We start from the raw sequence: 17384 nt of genomic DNA on the forward strand, positions 1-17384 counted from the left end.
AAATTTAAATTACTGAATCTAAATAACAAAGCTAAACTTGAAATTGGCATGTAGATTGCTACTTTACGCTTCTTTTTCAAAGAAACAGGTGGAAAATGCAATTTAAGTATAGTTTGGGCGTAATCAGTTTATGTAGCGCTTTATTTTTAGTTGGATGTAATGATGACAACTCATCAGTTTCACAAACACCAACAGTTCAGGAACAAAAACAGAAGTTACAGCCGATTATTATTCAGGGTGCTTTACCCGTAGAGTCGGAAAGAATGGCTTCAAAGTTAGAAAATAAAACTGTTGAAACAATAGGTGGCTGGACCTTTTGGAAAGGAACCTACAATGGCTATCCAATGATTATTTCTAAAACACGTATGGGGATGAGTAACTCTGCTGCCGCAACCGCTTTGGCAATTGAACGGTATAAACCGATTGCGATTATTAACCAAGGAACAGCAGGGGGGCACGATCCTGATCTCCATGTTTATGATATTGTTTTAGGAAAATATGCAACCAATATTGGCGCTTTTAGAACGCCTAAACAGCCATTAGGTGGCGGTTCAAACTCACTAACATGGGTTGAGGCTTTCGACGTTTTACCAACAAAAGAATCTGACCCTGAGCCTATTGCAATTCGCAAATTTGAAGGTGACCAAGAGCTATTAATGGCGGCACATAAAGTACGTTATGACAAAGGTGAAGTGGTTGAAGGGACGATTGGCTCGGCAGATGTTTGGAATAATGAACTTGACCGAATTCAATTTTTCCATGAGCGTTATGGTACCTCAGTTGAAGAAATGGAAGCGGCTTCTGTTGCACAAATCGCCAGCCAGTTTAATGTTCCGTTTTTAGGAATTCGAATTTTATCTAATAATATTACAAATAATGGTGCTTATGACCCTGGTACAGGAGAAGCTTGCCAAGACTACGTGCTTAACGTAGCTGAAGAATATATGAAATCTAAACTACCAAAATAACAATTTAATTTTAGGCAAGAAGATGAATTCTTATAGAGCGTCTTCTTGTTTTTTATGTCCTGTTCTATTTTTCCAGTTTCGAATGACCATCCAACGCCAAAAAACCTCAGTCACTATATATAGTATGGTTGCAAATACAAACGCTTCGACAATGAGACCTGATATTAAAATTTTAGCGAGGCTCAAATCGATATGACCATGACCAAAATGCGTAATCCAACGTGAAATCTGGTGAAGCACCCCTAAAAGCATTTTCTTATTTATCATATGCACATGATAAATATGTGCACCAAACCAGAAACCAATATACAAAATAGGCGCTAATGTAAGAGGATTGCTGAGCCAAGCAAGCATTAAGCTAATAGGTAAATTAACTTCAAACAGTAAAACTGCCATAACAATAAATACACTATGAAAGGGTATAGGCAGTAAACCGAAAAAAGTCCCTACAAAAATGGCACGGGTAATAGATTTACGGTTGACATACCAAAGCACAGGATTAAGGGTCTTTTGCCCGAAAATCCTTAAAAATTTCATATTTGAAACTTTCTCTGGAGAAGGAAGCCAAGATTGAAAAAATTGCTTTGCCATAATCATAGGATAGTAGAGCGTAGGGGCTCATATAAACACAGAGAAACAATATATTAATTGAAACTTATTAAAAGCTTAAAAATTAAACTTACTGCGGTAATAATTTATTATAGGCCTTTTTAAGGTAAAAATAGATTTAAAATAAAAATACTTATATTACTTAAATACAATTTGGTACGTAAAACGCTGTGACTGACTCTATAGTTTTTTAGCTTAGAATTAATAAAATTTTAATAAATTGTTGTTTATAAATAATTTTTAAATTTTATTTCTTAAGATATTAAAAAATTGTCTTACAATTAGATTTTGCCTTCTAGAATAATATCTATTAATCTGAGATGACTACATTGTGAGGTCATTCAATGATTTCATGGCTTTTTATTGGCTTGGTTGCCACTATTTTACTTACCCCTGGCCCAACAAATACTTTACTTGCATCATCAGGAGTACAAGTAGGCCTTAAAAAATCTGCTAAATTAATTCCGGCAGAAGTTCTAGGGTATGTGATTTCGATTTCAGCTTGGGGAATGTTAATCGGGAAAGTTTCTGCAACGCTTCCTTTATTACCTCCTCTACTTAAATTGCTCAGTGCTTGTTATATTATTTTTTTAGCAATTAAATTATGGCACACGGCAAATCAACAGCTTGAACTAGATCAGCCAACTATTCGCCCACGTGAATTATTTTGTGCAACTTTACTAAATCCTAAGGCATTACTTTTTGCTTCAGCGATTTTCCCTGTTGCAGCGTGGACTAATTTTCATATTTATCTCATTCATATGCTGGCTTATTTAGCTTTAATTACCCCGATTGCCTTATTCTGGATTTTTTTAGGGTCAGTCTTGGCTGCAAATAAAGTACGTTGGTTAAATCAATCAAATTTACAAAGAACAGCTTCGTTGGTTTTAGTTAGTTTCTCAATTCCAATTAGCTATTCTGCTTTATTAAATCTTTAAAAATTTATTCCGGGCTATTCTTGGCGATAAGAGTAGCCGCTATTGTTTTCATAATTGCTTTTTTACGTTAAAGTACGTCGCAATCAATGAAATTACCTTTTGGATAGAAAATACATGGCTATTAAGTCTGATCGTTGGATTCGCGAGATGAGCGAAAAACACGGCATGATTGAACCTTATGCAGAGAATCAAGTCCGTTTTGATAAGAATGGCGAAAAATTGATTTCATACGGGGTCTCTAGCTATGGTTATGACGTACGCTGTGCCCGCGAATTTAAAGTTTTCACTAACGTACATTCTGCAATTGTTGATCCAAAAAATTTCGATGAAAAAAGTTTTATCGATATTGAGTCTGACGTTTGTATTATTCCGCCTAACTCATTTGCTCTAGCGCGTACAATTGAATATTTCCGTATTCCACGTAATGTTTTGACTGTGTGCCTTGGTAAATCAACTTATGCACGTTGCGGTATTATTGTAAATGTCACTCCTTTAGAGCCAGAATGGGAAGGGCACGTTACTTTAGAATTTTCTAATACTACGAACTTGCCTGCGCGTATTTATGCGGGTGAAGGTGTAGCACAAATGCTATTTTTCGAAAGTGATGAAGTATGCGAAACCTCTTATAAAGATCGTGGTGGTAAATACCAAGGCCAAACTGGGGTTACACTTCCTAAGACATAAGTTGTTATAAATAGATGAGCTTTAAAAATGGGTCACTTTAAGTGGCCTATTTTTTATATATACCTTAAAAAGTGACGTTTATCGGAATATTAATAAGGTACGTTTTCTTTTGTAGAAAATGATATAAAATGATCAAGAATTGATTTTTTTCTTTGATGTGGATCACACAAATTAAAAAGAAGCGAAATCGTAAATATCGGTATTTTTCTTATGTATTTAGTTTAAAAGTACATTAAAGAAAAAGAAGCCAAATAAAAAGAAATTAGATTATGCCCCCAAGGATACGGAGGTCGGTCATGCGACAGTTTACGTCTCTTCTGGTTGCGATATTAGCACTCGGAAGTTTATGCTTTTCTACAGCCTATGCTGATTCTACTTTAGTTCCAATGTCAGATGCTGAGCTGTCAGCTACTCGTGGCCAAGCCTTGATGAGTATGTCTTATATTGCCCCTACCGATGCTGCAAGTAACTCTAGTACTAATGGAAACATGGGCTTCTATCGACTTGCCCTAGATGCCCAATTAGAACTGAATGCCAATATTAAAAAATTACAGTTAGGTTGTGGCGGTGTCAATGGAGCAGGGGCCTGTGATATTGATATCGATTATTTAAGCTTAAGTGGTGGTACTGTAGATAGTACCAGTGCTGAACGTGCTGCCTCTTCAGCAGTTATTACTAATCCATTTTTAGAGTTCGCTGTTAAGAACCCGAATTCAGCGTCTACACGTGAAATACAAGGTTTCCGATTAAGTGCTAAATCGCTTTCGGGCTTACTTACTTTTGGTTTAGAAAATGGTGATGCACCTAGCGGTATTAATTCATTAAGTGGATATATGGTCACTAAACCAACTGGTGGTACGGTAACTACGAATCCTTACTATGGTATTACCCAAGATGAAACAGGAACAGCAATTACAGGACGAGCGCAAGTTCTAGGTAATCTATATACAGTTCCATTTACATCTAATTCTTATAACCTAAACTTGGGTACTGGTACAGGTACATTATCAATGGGGCAACAAATTATTACGGGTAAGCGTATTAATACAGCGAATTTAAATGCGACTGCAAGGGTCGGAGGAATTTCAGTTACAGGAACTTTAGATGCAACGGCTTCAGTGCTCGGTCTTCCGGTTGCGATTTCAGGTAATGTAACTGGAACAGTAAATAATCTTGATGTAAATGTGGCAATTAAACAAAGTCTAGGTTATTTCCATGCCGCGCAATTAAATGGATCTGCAGGTTATTTATCTGTACAAGGTGTAAATATATTATGGCCTGAGGCTGCTTCAACGGCACAAACAGGATGGTGGTTAGAACTTACTAATCCAATTGATATTGGTCAAATTACTCCTACGGGAAATGTTGATATTGCTCTAGCTACTATTAATGATGCTTTAGGACAAGTGAGCTCCTACTTAAATAGTAATCCTGTGCCGTGTGGAGCACTTGCATACAATTGTCTACTTTTAGGTAATCTTCCAATTGGAACTGTTGATTTAACAGGAAAAACGCCAGCCTCTATGTCCTTAACTAATGTTGTCTTACAAAAACAGAACTTCTCAGCTAACTGCTATGGTTCTTTAAAATTCTGTTAATTGATTTTAATGTATTTGCCATATTTCATTCATCGGAAAAGTGCTTTTTTATTTATTTACTTTTGCATTTGTATAAATATTCAGCATAATGTAAATGTGGAAAGGTTGGCAATTTTTAAAAGTTTGCCCCCTTGTGAGATGAAAAAGGAAATAATCTCACATCAAGGACTGTTAAAGAAAAAGAAATATGGTGCGTGGCATCGTATAAAACAGGAAGGTCACGATGACTACACTTAATTATACGGTAAGGTTTCAAAAAACCGTTTTAGCAAGTTTAATTGGACTTTTTTTAAGTCAGTCAAGCTTTGCTCTTGAAGAACTTTCTGATGCCGGTTTAAGTGAAACTACAGGCGAAGGTATTGCAATATTACCCCAAAATGCATTTATGGTATTCCGTGGCGCTGGTCCAAATGAATCTGTAAATCAAATTATTACTGATCGTAGTAAGGATACTGGCTATATCAACTATATGCCTGTGGGACCCTTGAGTGTGGCTGCTGCCGATACTAGTGGTAATGGTAGCGTTGGACCGGAAGATAAAGCAGTAGGTAAAGCTGATATCTTTCTTTATGGTTTAGCACTTTCCAAATCGGACGGTGATGCAAACTCACGTATTGCCAATACTGCAACAGCAGCAGCGATTTCGAGTTGGGGCACAGGAGCCAATCCTTGGATATTTAAGGTAAAAACTGCTACGAATGTTCCTAATTTTAGTACAACGGATAGTTCTCTTTACCCTGTAACATATTTATCTTTAGAGGCTCCTTTATATCAACCAACAATTGATGGTGCAGAAGGAGCTGATGCATATAATTTAAAATTAGGATTATGGGCTGATGCATTTGTACGGAATCCTAATATTGTAGCGACTACAGATGGCTCTTTAGCACAGTTCCAGTATGGCGATAGTAATGGATTAATTGGTACCAGTATTGATACAAATCGGGCTAACCGATTGCGCTTACAAGGTGTTTTAAATGGCTTTAGTCTGAATGGCAGCCAGATTAGTGTGTTTCAAACTTTAGGTGGAGCAACTACTACAGGTGGAATGAGCCCCTTTTACAATAATACTTTAGGTATGTCTGGCCTAGTCCGCTTAAATACAGGTGATAGTAAAAATACCAGTATAGTGACTGAAAACGTTACGAGTCAAACCCAGACATATACATCGAGTACCAATAATGGTTGGCAAACAGTACATGCTGGTGCAAACTCAACTTTAAGTACAAGTAGTAGTGGCGATTGTGGTAACAGTGGAACAGGAAGTTTTAGTACTTCTCGTGGATGTCGTTACTATGTAGAAAATAGAACTAGAACAGATACAAAAACATCGAATAAAACACGAATTGCCTTTAATGATACAAGTAAAGTCTTACGATTAAGCACTCGTGAAACATCAGATTCACCAAATGCATCAAATAATTTATATACACCAGCATTAGGTTCCACAAGTGCTGTAGCACCAAAATTTGCTGATAGTGAAGGCTTATATCTTTACAATCCAAATATTAACTTAGTATTAGGTAACTTATATCAACCGCTTATTTTAGGTTCTGACGGCAAAAACTTTAGTATTGAAATTGCAAGAATTGCAAATAAACCAGAAATATATAAACAGATTTATACTGATTACACAGGTGCTGACACGTCTTATAAAGGTTCTACTTGTAATGTTTATTCATGTGTTAACCCTACGCATAGTAGTATTACGATTGGTACCGTATATAGTCCTGATAATGGGAAAACCTTGTTAGCAAATACAGGTGAAGGGGCAATAGGCGTTTCCTTTGGTCGTTTAATTTCAACAGGTACGCAAGTTTCTGGAACTTCTGCCGGTAGTTTGGTATCACTGACTAATTCAGTATCTGGTACCACTTCTGCAACTATGACAGAGGTCCGTTTTAAACAAAGACAGCAGAACACTCAAACTTGGAATCAAGAATATAGTTGTGGTTTATTTAATTCGGACTGTGGTTATAAGACTGTTGGTTATTTAAATCAGTGGGAATATAACAAAGGGACTGGTGTTTGGGTCATTACAAATCCAACGCCAAAACCAGCAGATGCTACACCTTGTTCGGGTGTATTAGGATGTACGAGTACATCGGGTTCGACGCCAATGTACGGAGTTACTTCCAATCGTGATTGGAGTAATTCTGCTATTCCATGGCTCACATCAAGAAATGCTGTTGTCAACGATTTAATTGGAAGTAGTAACGGTACCACTGGTTATGTGATTCCAACTGCCAATCAGGCACCTGCATTAACAAATATTACTCCTCTCAACAATTTAGGTTCCGCTGTGGTGGATGGTTTGCTCATTCAACATTTAAAACTGACAACGAAAGGTCTCTAAGAGGAGGGTAACGAGATGAAAAAAATAACTGCTTTACTCTTTGCTCTTTGTGCAACTGTGACCCATGCAGAGTTACAGACCTTGGATAATGATGCATTACAGGCAATCAATGGCCAAGCTGGTGCTGATTTATCTTTGATGCTTAATTTAAACCAGACCAGTAACGGTATATTTGATAATGGCAGTGGTGGAGTTTGTGAAAACGTAGAGTTCTGTCACATTGGTTTAGCAATTAACAAACGTTTTGTGCAAGCAGACACGACTAAGCCAAGTGGTTGGGTTGAAAATAGTGATAGCGGTAATAAACTTTGGTTAGTATTTAAAGGTGTACAAGGCACTTTAAATATTCAAAAAATGGGTTTAGATGGCGCTGATTTAAAGTATCTTGATAAAAGTAATACTGAAATTATAAAACCGGCTATTCAACTTAGTTTTAGTGCAGCACAGCCAATTTTAATTCGTAACTTTGGCTTTAATGCCCTGTCAATTGAGCAAGATAACTTTACGAGCTCAACAACAACGCAAGGCTCGAGTGCAAATATGTATGATTATGCATATTTCAAAAAACCAACTTATGCAGCGACTGCTAATAGTGCGAACCAGCAAGTGGCTACTGCGACCCCATCGGCGTATGACTACGGTCGTGAAACAGGTTTTATGGGCTTAATGATGAATGGCAACTTAGCAATTCAAGGAAAAGTCATGGTCTTTAGCTGTGATGGTAGCCATCCACGTTGTTAAAGGTTAATGTAGATTTCAAAGGAACTGAAGTGATGAACAAAAATAAAGAAAGTCACGGCTCAAAGTTTATTTTAAATACATTAACAGCCAGTATGTTGTTAGTGAGCGGACAGATTTTTGCTTTAGAAGCGTTAACAGATGCCGATTTGAGTGCGGTCAATGGTCAAGATGGAATCTCGATACAAACGACTTTCAACGAAATCAATATTGATAATGCTTATTGGGACGACCATGCAGGCACACCAACAAGTGCTGATCAAATTTTAAGAGCTCAAGCGAGTGGTGTAAAAATACAAAAAAGTAATGCCTCTACACAAGCTTTAGGTACAAACTACCGTTTAGACGTAGGAAGTAATGCGACTACAGGTAAAGCAGGGGTCGATTTTTCTATGCAAAGTAGTCCCTCGCTCATTACTGTAAATAGCTTCAAAGTCTGTAATAGTTCGGCTGCTTGTTCACCTACTTTAGGACAGTTGGCTATACAAACAACTTCGCCTTTAAACTTGGCTCTTACTACTCAAGATGGTTTATTTAGCCCGAATAGTCAGTCAAGCATGACGCTTGGTCTAAATAATGCAAATATTTATTTAGGGCAATTAGACGCGCGTAGTCAGCTAAATCAATTGATATTAAAGAATTTTAACTTTAATTTTGTTGGTAAAGGCGTCATGTTTATTGATCCTACCCGTGGCATAGTCTTACAAACTAATACAGGGAATAATACTGCTGCGGTTGGGCAAACTCCAAATAGTACCTATGGCTATGTCGATTTTAATCGTGTCGCCGATTCTGCTTCTGGTTTAACTGCTGGTACATATGTAGACAGTAGTGGGAAAGTAACCAATTCAGGTCTAAATATTGAGATAATGCTTAGCTCAAATGTTGATAAGTCAAATCCTTATGCCCTAGACACAACAAATAGCCCACAGAATTCTAAAGGCTTGATTCGTTTAGGTGCTAGCGGCCGTATGGTTAACAGTTACCTACAAGTCCGTGGTATGGATGGTTCTTCAGATAAAACAACATTAGGTACAGCTAATACGGCTTCAGGTACGGGATCGAGTAATAGTATTTTAGGTAACTCTGGAATTGCCTTTCGTATGAAAGGGGAGTTCACTAAAGATAATGATTCGATGTTAGGTTCAGATGGCAAAGCAACTACCTTAGAAATTGGTGGTGCAGGTCTAAATGCTTATGGTTTTGAATTCGGTAATTTAACGGGGCTGAACTCGGCTACACGCGGTTATTTTGACAGCGGAAATATTTATCTAAATCTTGCTGATACAAAAATTTTATTAATGCCAAATAACGCAACGTTAAATGCAATTCGTTTAGGCTCCGGCACTTTAACAACTGCTGCCGATTATCAACATAATATTCATCGTGATACGGTGACTAATCCATTTAGCTTAATTCTTGCCATGCGTGGAGCAGAGTTCCAGGCATTCTCAAGACGAGGTCGTTTTACCACCAGTGCAAATGTCGCTGCTGCTAATCAATTTGCAGATAATGGTTTAAATAACCAGTGGGGTTTGGCATTACCTTTTTATAATTTAAATGCGAATGCCGCTGTCTATGGTGTAGATGCGCCTGCAAATAGTGCTTATTACTATACAAAAGATGCCAACGGTAAACCGATTCAAAATTTAGTTGCAACATCTGGTACAACTTCACGTTTAGGTTTTGGTATAGCTGTCGGAACGACAGGTCGAGATGCAGGCGGTACTAAAACAACTTCAATTTTATTAATTGATGGTTCTCCAAATGCTAATAATGCGGGCAACCCTACCGATTATTATATGGGGTTACGTAATATTGATATGTTCCTCAAAGGCAATGGCACTATTGGTTTAGAAAATGGCAGTTTAAATATCGGTTTAAAAGATATGTTACTTGCTTTATCAACCGAAATTGCAGCAGGTTATTTACCAGGAGCTAAATATAAAACTTGTCCGGCAACCGGGTCTTGTACTTCGCCAATCGATAACTTTGCCAAAAATAATGATGTCTTATTTGGTTTAAAACTACGTTTAGGCGGCGATCTTAATTTATCGATAGTGCCGAATAGTTCAATTGCAGATGGTAGTGCTTTAACTGTACTCGGCGATTTTACAATGCCTGCGACAGCAACTGGAAATACTGTACAAATTAGTGACCCGATTGATGGTTCTGCAATTGGTTTTGACAATATTACTGGAAAGCTAGCGTTTAATACCGCTTTAGTTGTGGGCAAAGATACCGCAAGTGGTTTAGGTAAAGTTGGCGTAAATACCGCGGTTTATTTTAACCCTGATAAGAGTATTGACGGCGCATTACGTGTGAAAGATATTAATTTCTATCCACCTTCAACAGGTGCAGGAGCACGTTTAGGTGAGCTTGCAATTACGGGTGGACGTCTAAATAGCAGCTTTAGCATTGTGCCTAGAAATGGCGCCTTTAACTAATCAATAAAAGTGACGTTTAACGTCACTTTTTTATATAAATTTTAGTTTAGTGTGATTGGATTTGCATTCGTCGGGTTATAGAGATAATTGCTTTGTACTTGAATATTATTCTGATAGTCTGAACAAATAATAAACGTTTGTCTCTTAAGGATTAGAGCGACATGAAAAATAAAAATATAGGGTGCTGGCTGTTACTTGCCGGTAGTTCAAGTGTTTGCGCGATGCAACCTTTGGATGATCAAAGTCTTGCGGCTGCGACGGGTCAAAATGGTTTAACCCTAGGTATTCAGGCTGATCAAGTTAAATTTAATCAAGTCGCCTTGATTGATACGAACGGTATTGCATCTACGTCTTACAACAGTAAAGCAGGTCTTGTCATTGCAGGAAACTCTACTAATCCGGTTCCTGGCATAGAGTTTATTAAAGCTGCTGTATCTACAAATCCTTCTTTTAATATTGCAATTGATACCGATGCTGGTGGTGGAAATCCTTTTTTAAATTTAGCTGTCACGATGGGGAGTGACGTAAATGGTATTCGGCTTTTACCATTTTCAGTTTATTTAGCACCAAGTACATCTTTATCTAGCCCATCCGATTATGCATTAACAAGTTATGCACCAAAATCAATTTTTAGTTCGGGCACAACGGTGAATACCGGGGTAAAAGAGCTGATTCGTTCTACTGGTAATCTTGATATTAACTTTGTTCAAACCAATAAGCCTCGTTTAAATATTCAATTGGGACATGCTGCCCAGTCGGTTATGGTTAAATTCGGAGGAGCTATTCAATCGATTTGTTCTGCTGCATCTGGCTGCCCGATTACTTTAGTTTCCGATAACACAGGTGCTACATTTGGGTTTAAATTTGCAGGTACGAATGCGTCAACGGGTTTTGTTCTTGATGGATTTTATGCTGGGGTTGACCCGACAGGACTTACCTTTGGAAATATAGGTGTATCTAGTAAATTTGATGCATCACTTAACAATGTGACTTTAGGAAATTTAGGTACACAAAGTACAACAACCTTTAATAATTTACCCAATGGGTCTATGGGGAGTTTTGGAGTTACGGGTGCTTCGGTGACCGACTTTAAAATGAAAGTAAGTGGCTTTTAAAAAAATAATTAATAATTACTTAACCTGAAATACCAAAAGAGGGCGGTTGTCTAAACAATCGCTCTCTTTTGTTTGAGTGATTAAATACGAGAAGAACTGGTTTGCTCTAGCTGCTGAACAATTTCATCTAAAGCTTTAATGCGTTTCACTTGGTCCCATAATTCTTTCGCTTGAGGATAGGCTTTGGTCATCATACCTAACCACTGCTTATAACGGCCAACCATCCCAATTTCTGTTTTTGCTTGACCATTTAAAAAACGAATTTGTAAGTCAACCAGTTGTTCCCAAGTAAACAGTGCTTCATCCATATTTTGGCGAATACATTGTGTTAAATCTGGAGTAGTCACTGCACCACGGCCAATCATTAAATCTTCACAGCCAGATTGTTGCTGGCAAGCTCTAGCATCAGCATTGGTCCAGATTTCGCCGTTAGCAATCACATTAATTTTTAAAGCTTCTTTAATAGGCAGAATTTTTTCCCAATAAGCTGGTGGCGTATAACCATCTGCTTTAGTTCGAGCATGTACAGTTAACCAGCTTGCACCCGCATCTTCAACAGCATGGGCGTTTTCCATGGTGTGGTTTTCATCTAGATAACCTAAACGCATTTTTGCTGAAACAGGGATGTGCGCAGGTACAGCATCTCGAACAGCTTTAATGAGCATATGTACTACGTCTGGTTCATCAAGAAGTACCGAACCACCTCGATGTCGATTAACGGTTTTTGCAGGACAACCAAAATTAAGGTCAATTGCAGGAGCACCCAGCTCAACGACTTTTGCCGCATTTGCTGCAAGCATCTCTGGATTATTGCCTAAGAACTGAACGTGTACAGGTGTTCCAGCAGCTGTTTTACCATCATTTTTAAGTTCAGGACAAAAACTATAGTAAATATGGTCTGGCAAAATACTGTCTGTAACGCGAATAAACTCGGTTACACACCAGTCGAAGTGACCAACAGATGTGAGTGTATCCCGCATGATCGGGTCAGTTAAACCTTCCATTGGAGCGAGTATGAGTTTCACAGTCTGAGTCACCTGAGCAAAACAAAAACAGCGTTATACGGGATATGTATAACGCTGTCTAGTAGTGCTGAAATTTTAATTGTTTTATCGACCCAATATCATCTCAAGCACAAATTTACTGCCAATAAAACCGATCGCTAATAATGCAAAACCAATTAAGGTAAAACGAATCGCTTTTTGTCCGCGCCAGCCAAGTTTATAGTGGCCAATCAATAAAGAGCCATAAATAAACCATGAAATAATACTAAATACGGTTTTATGAGCGAGATGCTGGGCAAAGAAGCTATCAACTGTTAAGAAACCAAACGCGAGAGCAATGGTTAATAAAATAAAACCAGTAATGATGAGGTCAAATAATAAAGACTCCATGGCCTGAATGGATGGAAGTAAATTGACCCAAATACGTTTTTTTTGTTTCTTTTTGAGTTCACGGTTTTGGAACCATATCAAGATCGCATGTATGGTTGCCATCAGTAAAACAGCATAAGCAGAAAGTGAAAGAATAATATGAGTATCTAAACCTAATGAATGCTGTTCAATAAACTGATCGGGACGGCTAAATGCAAAACCTAAAATAAGACCAATCGCCGCTACAGGAATGCCGAGCAAGTTTAAGGGTACAATCGGGCGGAAAGTACTAAAAACTAAGCTTAACAACAACATAAGTCCTGATGTAAAAGACACCAGATTAAAAACATCGTAGTTAATTCCTGATGGCGTCAGCATGGCATGACATAAAACTGTGCCATGTAACAGCAGTGCTAAGGTCGTAACAAAAGCAAATAACCATGGGTTTGGTTCACGTTTTGACATTAAACGTATGAACAGATACCAGAAAGAAGTGGTATATGCGATGAGTGCCAAAATTGTGTAAACCAAGGGGAGGCTAATCATGTCAAACCTTTTTCAGGATTAATTCATCTAGATAAGATATAAATTCGCTGCGAACTAAAGTATCCTATAGCATTCTATGCATAAATTTTCTATTTCGAGAAAGATTTTTTTGCAACTAGCCATTTTAAGCGGATTTTGCAATGTTTGATACCTTAACAGAACGACTCACGCAGAGTTTAAGAAATGTTACTGGCTCAGGGCAGCTGACCGAAGACAATATTAAAGATACCTTACGTGAAGTACGTATGGCTCTTCTTGAAGCCGATGTCGCGTTACCTGTAACTCGTGAATTTATCGCGAAAGTTAAGGAAGAGGCATTGGGCCAAGAAGTGATGACGCAGTTATCTCCAGGCCAGGCATTTGTAAAAATTGTCTATGATGAACTCACCAAGATGATGGGTGAGGCTAATGAAACACTGGATTTAAGTGCTAAGCCTCCAGTTGTGGTATTACTTGCTGGTTTACAAGGTGCAGGTAAAACAACTACAGCAGCCAAGTTGGCACGTTTCTTAAAAGAACGTCAAAAGAAAAAAGTAATGACCGTTTCTGCCGACGTTTATCGTCCGGCAGCGATTAAACAGTTAGAAACTGTGTCAGCAGAAGTTGGTGCAGGCTTTATTCCATCAGATCCTTCTGAAAAACCAATTGATATTGTTAACCGTGCAATTGAACAGGCAAAAATCCAGTTTGCTGATGTGTTGATTGTCGATACAGCGGGTCGTTTACATGTCGATGAAGACATGATGGATGAAATTAAAGAGTTACATGCAGCAGTTAAGCCAACTGAAACTCTGTTCGTGGTTGATGCCATGACAGGTCAGGATGCTGCAAATACAGCAAAAGCATTCAATGATGCTTTAGCACTTACAGGTGTGATTCTTACTAAAACTGATGGTGATGCGCGTGGCGGTGCGGCACTTTCTGTGCGTGCTATTACCGGTAAGCCAATTAAGTTCTTAGGTATGGGCGAAAAGCTTGATGCTTTAGAACCATTCCATCCGGATCGTGTTGCCCAACGTATTTTAGGTATGGGTGACGTACTTTCTTTAGTCGAAGAAGTTGAACGTAAAATCGACAAAGAAAAAGCCGAAAAAATGGCGAAAAAATTGCAAAAAGGCGGCAGCTTCAACTTTGAAGATATGCTGATGCAATTTGAGCAAATGAAGAAGATGGGCGGCATGATGGGCTTCTTAGACAAGTTGCCAGGCATGAGCAGTGCAGGAATTCAGCAAGCAATTGAGCAAGCGAACCCTGAAAAACAAGTCAAGAAGATGGAAGCGATTATCCAGTCAATGACTGTTAAAGAGCGCCGTAATCCGGACTTAATGAACCCAAGTCGTAAAAAGCGTATTGCGGCAGGTTGTGGTATGGATGTTGCTGAAGTGAATAAACTCATTAAGCAACAAGCACAAATGGCCAAAATGATGAAGAAGTTTGCGAATCCATCTGGTATGAGCAAAATGATGCGTTCATTAGGCAATATGCAAAAACAATTTGGCGGTGGCGGCGGTATGGGACCACTATTTGGTAACAACGACCAAAAGAAATAAAACCATAAAATAAAAGGCGCCTAGAGCGCCTTTTATTTTGCAGAGTATTTATTCATCTTTAGGATGATAAGCAATATATTGTTGCAACCCTTTAAGTAAAAGATCTGTTTCAACAGTAGGTTGGTACTTCTGTAGAAATTTTGCAAAAAGAGGAGCATCGCCACCTGTGAGGAGTAGTTTCTTAGGTGATTGTTGCATAATGCTTTCAATCGTACTAATGAGGCCCAGTAAAATACCATGATGTACTGCATCTACGGTGTTATTGCCTGGATTTAGATTATCAAAAGCCGAATCAGGAATTTTAATGCCTTTGGTATTTTGAATCAGTGCATCACGCTGTAAATAAAGGTTTGGCAGAATATAACCGCCTAAATGCTGTTTGCCTTTGGTTAAATCAATGGTAAGCGCTGTTCCACAACCAATAATGCAATAGTTTTCTTTTTCCTCAGCAACAGCGAGTACCTGTAGCCAGCGGTCAATCCCGAGCTGACTTGGAACTTCATAGCCACATTGTAAACCTGCATATTCAGCATGCACTTTGGCAAAAATAACAGGAATTTCTAGCCATTTTAGAATTTGCTGAATACGCTGATTATTTTCGGTATCGAGAACCGAAGAAATCCCAATACGATGCAAGCCTTGATGTTTAAAGTGTTGGATTAATCCCAGTAATAAATCGGCAGGAGACTGTAAATGTAACTCAGCTGCATGTTCAATAATTTGCTGATTTTCAGTAATCCAGTATTTTAAACGGGTGTTTCCGATATCAAGCCATAAACTTTTCATGGGAAAAATACCTGATTACTGAGTGGTTTGTGGTCTTAGACGACCTTGATAAAACTGCTGTGGTTCAGGAGTTTCAAGAATCACCGCACCTTCATTAGAGATTCCAACGAAACGGCCATATACCAGTCCTTGACTATGTTCGAACTGAACTAACTGATTAAGCCATGCTGCATGGTGGTTAAAACGTCCTGCAAGGTTATAACAACCATGATCAAACCAGCGGGCTGCATTTTGAATTGCAACATAAAGCTCCGAAATTAACTCAAGACGACTCATTTGCTCTAGGCCTAAATCTTCTAGAGACGTGATCGGTTGATCACTATCAGTGACTGGTGGTGTTTTTAAATTAATACCTACACCCACAATCGCCTGATGTTGGGAAAGAGGTTCAACCAAAATTCCGCCCCATTTTCCTTGTGTACTATACAAATCATTTGGCCATTTCACTTGTAGGCTCAAAGGTTGTAGCTGTGGAATTTGTAAAATATTCAACGCAACTTCAAGTGCTAAGCGACCATCTAAGGGTGTTCGAGTTTGCACCAATGTGCTTAAATAAATGTTTCCTTCAGGTGAAATCCATTGCCGTTGATGTTGACCTCGCCCTTGAGTTTGTTGAGCACTGCAAACCAAGCCTGTTGTAATGCCTTTTTGGGCAATTTCACGAATATCATCATTGGTCGAAGTTGTGGTTGCTTTTAATAAAACCACTTCTGGAAGCTGGTTTTTTGCGCTTAAAAGTTGTTGTAGTTGGCGAGTCTCTAAATCCATGTTGAATATGAGCAGAGTGGTAAAACATTTATGGAGTTAATCATATATTTACTCATTGGCGCAATTGCTGGTTTTACTGCCGGACTGTTTGGAGTTGGTGGTGGACTAATTATTGTACCAATTCTCTATGTCGTTTTTACCCAGTTGCACTATGATCCCGCGGTAATCATGCATATTGCAGTCGGAACCTCCCTAGCAACCATTATTGTGACTTCCTTTAGTTCAGTTTCGGCTCATCATAAAAAAGGTGCAGTCCTCTGGCCTGTTTTTCGTAATTTAGCACCGGGACTAGTGATTGGTTCCTTTTTAGGTGCAGGTATTGCCGACCTCTTGTCTGGACAGCATTTACAGCTTCTTATTGGTGTCTTTGCTGTTGTGATGGCTTATCGGATGTTCAAAGGAGCCCATGTTGTGGTTGACCCAACACGTCAGCTTCCTTCAACACCTATGCAATTTATGGCGGGTGGAGGCATTGGTATTGCCTCTGCAATTTTTGGTATTGGAGGCGGAAGCTTAACTGTCCCATATTTAAACCGTCATGGCGTAGTCATGCAAAAAGCAGTTGCGACCTCTGCTGCTTGTGGTTTACCTATTGCTATTGCAGGTGCAATTGGTTTTATGTGGTTTGGTGCTAAAGAGCACATTTCTGTACCTAATACAATTGGATATATCCATATCTACGCTTTTATTGGTATTAGTGTCATGAGTTTTGTCACTGCTAAACTTGGGGCTAAGGTTGCCCACGCATTGTCACCACAAATGCTAAAAAAATGCTTTGCTTGCTTGTTAGTCGTGGTCGGCAGTTACTTTATTTATAAAGGTTTTATGAATTAAAAACGTTTTATTAAAAATATATAGAAAAGAAAGCTTAGACTCTCACGGTTTAAGCTTTTTTTATTTGAAGACTT

15 protein-coding genes are annotated in these 17384 nt (G+C 38.5%); 10 read left to right on the plus strand and 5 right to left on the minus strand.

All coding sequences use genetic code 11. The features are described 5' to 3' along the window. Positions 1 to 95 precede the first annotated feature (95 nt). Positions 96 to 968, plus strand: a complete 873-nt coding sequence (locus tag RFX69_RS12685; RefSeq protein WP_001159887.1) for a 5'-methylthioadenosine/S-adenosylhomocysteine nucleosidase — start codon at positions 96 to 98, stop codon at positions 966 to 968. Positions 969 to 998: 30 nt separating this feature from the next. Here RFX69_RS12685 and RFX69_RS12690 read toward each other — a convergent pair whose 3' ends face one another. Further along, the gene (locus RFX69_RS12690; RefSeq protein WP_000605097.1) at positions 999 to 1565 is read right to left on the minus strand and encodes a DUF2062 domain-containing protein; all 567 of its coding nucleotides are present in this window, start codon (positions 1563 to 1565) and stop codon (positions 999 to 1001) included. Positions 1566 to 1921: 356 nt separating this feature from the next. Here RFX69_RS12690 and RFX69_RS12695 point away from each other — a divergent pair, with 356 nt between their 5' ends. From RFX69_RS12695 to RFX69_RS12725, 7 genes are all read left to right on the plus strand, one after another. Beyond that, positions 1922 to 2515: a LysE family translocator gene (locus RFX69_RS12695; RefSeq protein WP_000626780.1), complete on the plus strand. Its 594-nt coding sequence runs from the start codon at positions 1922 to 1924 to the stop codon at positions 2513 to 2515. 114 nt (positions 2516 to 2629) lie between these two features. Beyond that, on the plus strand, positions 2630 to 3199 hold the full coding sequence (gene dcd / locus RFX69_RS12700; protein ID WP_000985728.1) for a dCTP deaminase: 570 nt from the start codon (positions 2630 to 2632) through the stop codon (positions 3197 to 3199). 296 nt (positions 3200 to 3495) lie between these two features. Beyond that, the gene (locus RFX69_RS12705) at positions 3496 to 4797 is read left to right on the plus strand and encodes a hypothetical protein (RefSeq protein ID WP_005129521.1); all 1302 of its coding nucleotides are present in this window, start codon (positions 3496 to 3498) and stop codon (positions 4795 to 4797) included. Positions 4798 to 5020: 223 nt separating this feature from the next. Then, positions 5021 to 7153 carry a hypothetical protein gene (locus tag RFX69_RS12710; RefSeq protein ID WP_005129520.1) on the plus strand — a complete coding sequence of 711 codons (2133 nt, stop codon included), beginning with the start codon at positions 5021 to 5023 and terminating at the stop codon, positions 7151 to 7153. A 15-nt stretch (positions 7154 to 7168) separates the two neighbouring features. Next, positions 7169 to 7894 (plus strand): DUF6160 family protein, encoded by a 726-nt coding sequence (locus RFX69_RS12715; protein ID WP_005129519.1) that lies wholly within the window; start codon positions 7169 to 7171, stop codon positions 7892 to 7894. Positions 7895 to 7926: 32 nt separating this feature from the next. After that, positions 7927 to 10338, plus strand: a complete 2412-nt coding sequence (locus RFX69_RS12720) for a DUF6160 family protein (protein WP_289332881.1) — start codon at positions 7927 to 7929, stop codon at positions 10336 to 10338. 161 nt (positions 10339 to 10499) lie between these two features. Continuing rightward, complete coding sequence (locus RFX69_RS12725) at positions 10500 to 11453, plus strand: DUF6160 family protein (protein WP_000791869.1); 954 nt, start codon at positions 10500 to 10502, stop codon at positions 11451 to 11453. Between the two features lie 80 nt (positions 11454 to 11533). Here the strand turns inward: RFX69_RS12725 and RFX69_RS12730 are convergent, their stop codons facing one another. Both RFX69_RS12730 and RFX69_RS12735 read right to left on the minus strand, forming a co-directional pair. Continuing rightward, positions 11534 to 12478, minus strand: a complete 945-nt coding sequence (locus RFX69_RS12730) for a tRNA-dihydrouridine synthase (RefSeq protein ID WP_001984199.1) — start codon at positions 12476 to 12478, stop codon at positions 11534 to 11536. A gap of 84 nt (positions 12479 to 12562) precedes the next feature. Continuing rightward, a complete protein-coding gene (locus tag RFX69_RS12735) occupies positions 12563 to 13372 on the minus strand; it encodes an inner membrane protein YpjD (protein ID WP_000624642.1) in 810 nt (269 codons plus the stop codon). A 140-nt stretch (positions 13373 to 13512) separates the two neighbouring features. Between RFX69_RS12735 and ffh the strand changes: the two genes are divergently transcribed. Continuing rightward, on the plus strand, positions 13513 to 14922 hold the full coding sequence (gene ffh / locus RFX69_RS12740; protein WP_000460626.1) for a signal recognition particle protein: 1410 nt from the start codon (positions 13513 to 13515) through the stop codon (positions 14920 to 14922). A gap of 48 nt (positions 14923 to 14970) precedes the next feature. Here ffh and RFX69_RS12745 read toward each other — a convergent pair whose 3' ends face one another. Next, positions 14971 to 15708: a pantothenate kinase gene (locus RFX69_RS12745; protein WP_272247672.1), complete on the minus strand. Its 738-nt coding sequence runs from the start codon at positions 15706 to 15708 to the stop codon at positions 14971 to 14973. A 15-nt stretch (positions 15709 to 15723) separates the two neighbouring features. Then, a complete protein-coding gene (locus RFX69_RS12750) occupies positions 15724 to 16476 on the minus strand; it encodes a biotin--[acetyl-CoA-carboxylase] ligase (protein WP_000362828.1) in 753 nt (250 codons plus the stop codon). A 30-nt stretch (positions 16477 to 16506) separates the two neighbouring features. Between RFX69_RS12750 and RFX69_RS12755 the strand changes: the two genes are divergently transcribed. Continuing rightward, entirely contained in the window at positions 16507 to 17310 is an 804-nt protein-coding gene (locus tag RFX69_RS12755; RefSeq protein WP_000420176.1) for a sulfite exporter TauE/SafE family protein, read from the plus strand. Positions 17311 to 17384 lie beyond the last annotated feature (74 nt).

The sequence above is a fragment of the Acinetobacter sp. 148 genome (genome assembly GCF_031196675.1).
Lineage (GTDB): Bacteria > Pseudomonadota > Gammaproteobacteria > Pseudomonadales > Moraxellaceae > Acinetobacter > Acinetobacter baumannii.

Coding starts and splice junctions, on each gene's coding strand:
- RFX69_RS12685 (WP_001159887.1), top strand. CDS start 96: ATGCAATTTAAGTATAGTTTGGGCGTAATCAGTTTATGTAGCGCTTTA.
- RFX69_RS12690 (WP_000605097.1), bottom strand. CDS start 1,565: ATGATTATGGCAAAGCAATTTTTTCAATCTTGGCTTCCTTCTCCAGAG.
- RFX69_RS12695 (WP_000626780.1), top strand. CDS start 1,922: ATGATTTCATGGCTTTTTATTGGCTTGGTTGCCACTATTTTACTTACC.
- dcd (WP_000985728.1), top strand. CDS start 2,630: ATGGCTATTAAGTCTGATCGTTGGATTCGCGAGATGAGCGAAAAACAC.
- RFX69_RS12705 (WP_005129521.1), top strand. CDS start 3,496: ATGCGACAGTTTACGTCTCTTCTGGTTGCGATATTAGCACTCGGAAGT.
- RFX69_RS12710 (WP_005129520.1), top strand. CDS start 5,021: ATGACTACACTTAATTATACGGTAAGGTTTCAAAAAACCGTTTTAGCA.
- RFX69_RS12715 (WP_005129519.1), top strand. CDS start 7,169: ATGAAAAAAATAACTGCTTTACTCTTTGCTCTTTGTGCAACTGTGACC.
- RFX69_RS12720 (WP_289332881.1), top strand. CDS start 7,927: ATGAACAAAAATAAAGAAAGTCACGGCTCAAAGTTTATTTTAAATACA.
- RFX69_RS12725 (WP_000791869.1), top strand. CDS start 10,500: ATGAAAAATAAAAATATAGGGTGCTGGCTGTTACTTGCCGGTAGTTCA.
- RFX69_RS12735 (WP_000624642.1), bottom strand. CDS start 13,372: ATGATTAGCCTCCCCTTGGTTTACACAATTTTGGCACTCATCGCATAT.
- ffh (WP_000460626.1), top strand. CDS start 13,513: ATGTTTGATACCTTAACAGAACGACTCACGCAGAGTTTAAGAAATGTT.
- RFX69_RS12745 (WP_272247672.1), bottom strand. CDS start 15,708: ATGAAAAGTTTATGGCTTGATATCGGAAACACCCGTTTAAAATACTGG.
- RFX69_RS12750 (WP_000362828.1), bottom strand. CDS start 16,476: ATGGATTTAGAGACTCGCCAACTACAACAACTTTTAAGCGCAAAAAAC.
- RFX69_RS12755 (WP_000420176.1), top strand. CDS start 16,507: ATGGAGTTAATCATATATTTACTCATTGGCGCAATTGCTGGTTTTACT.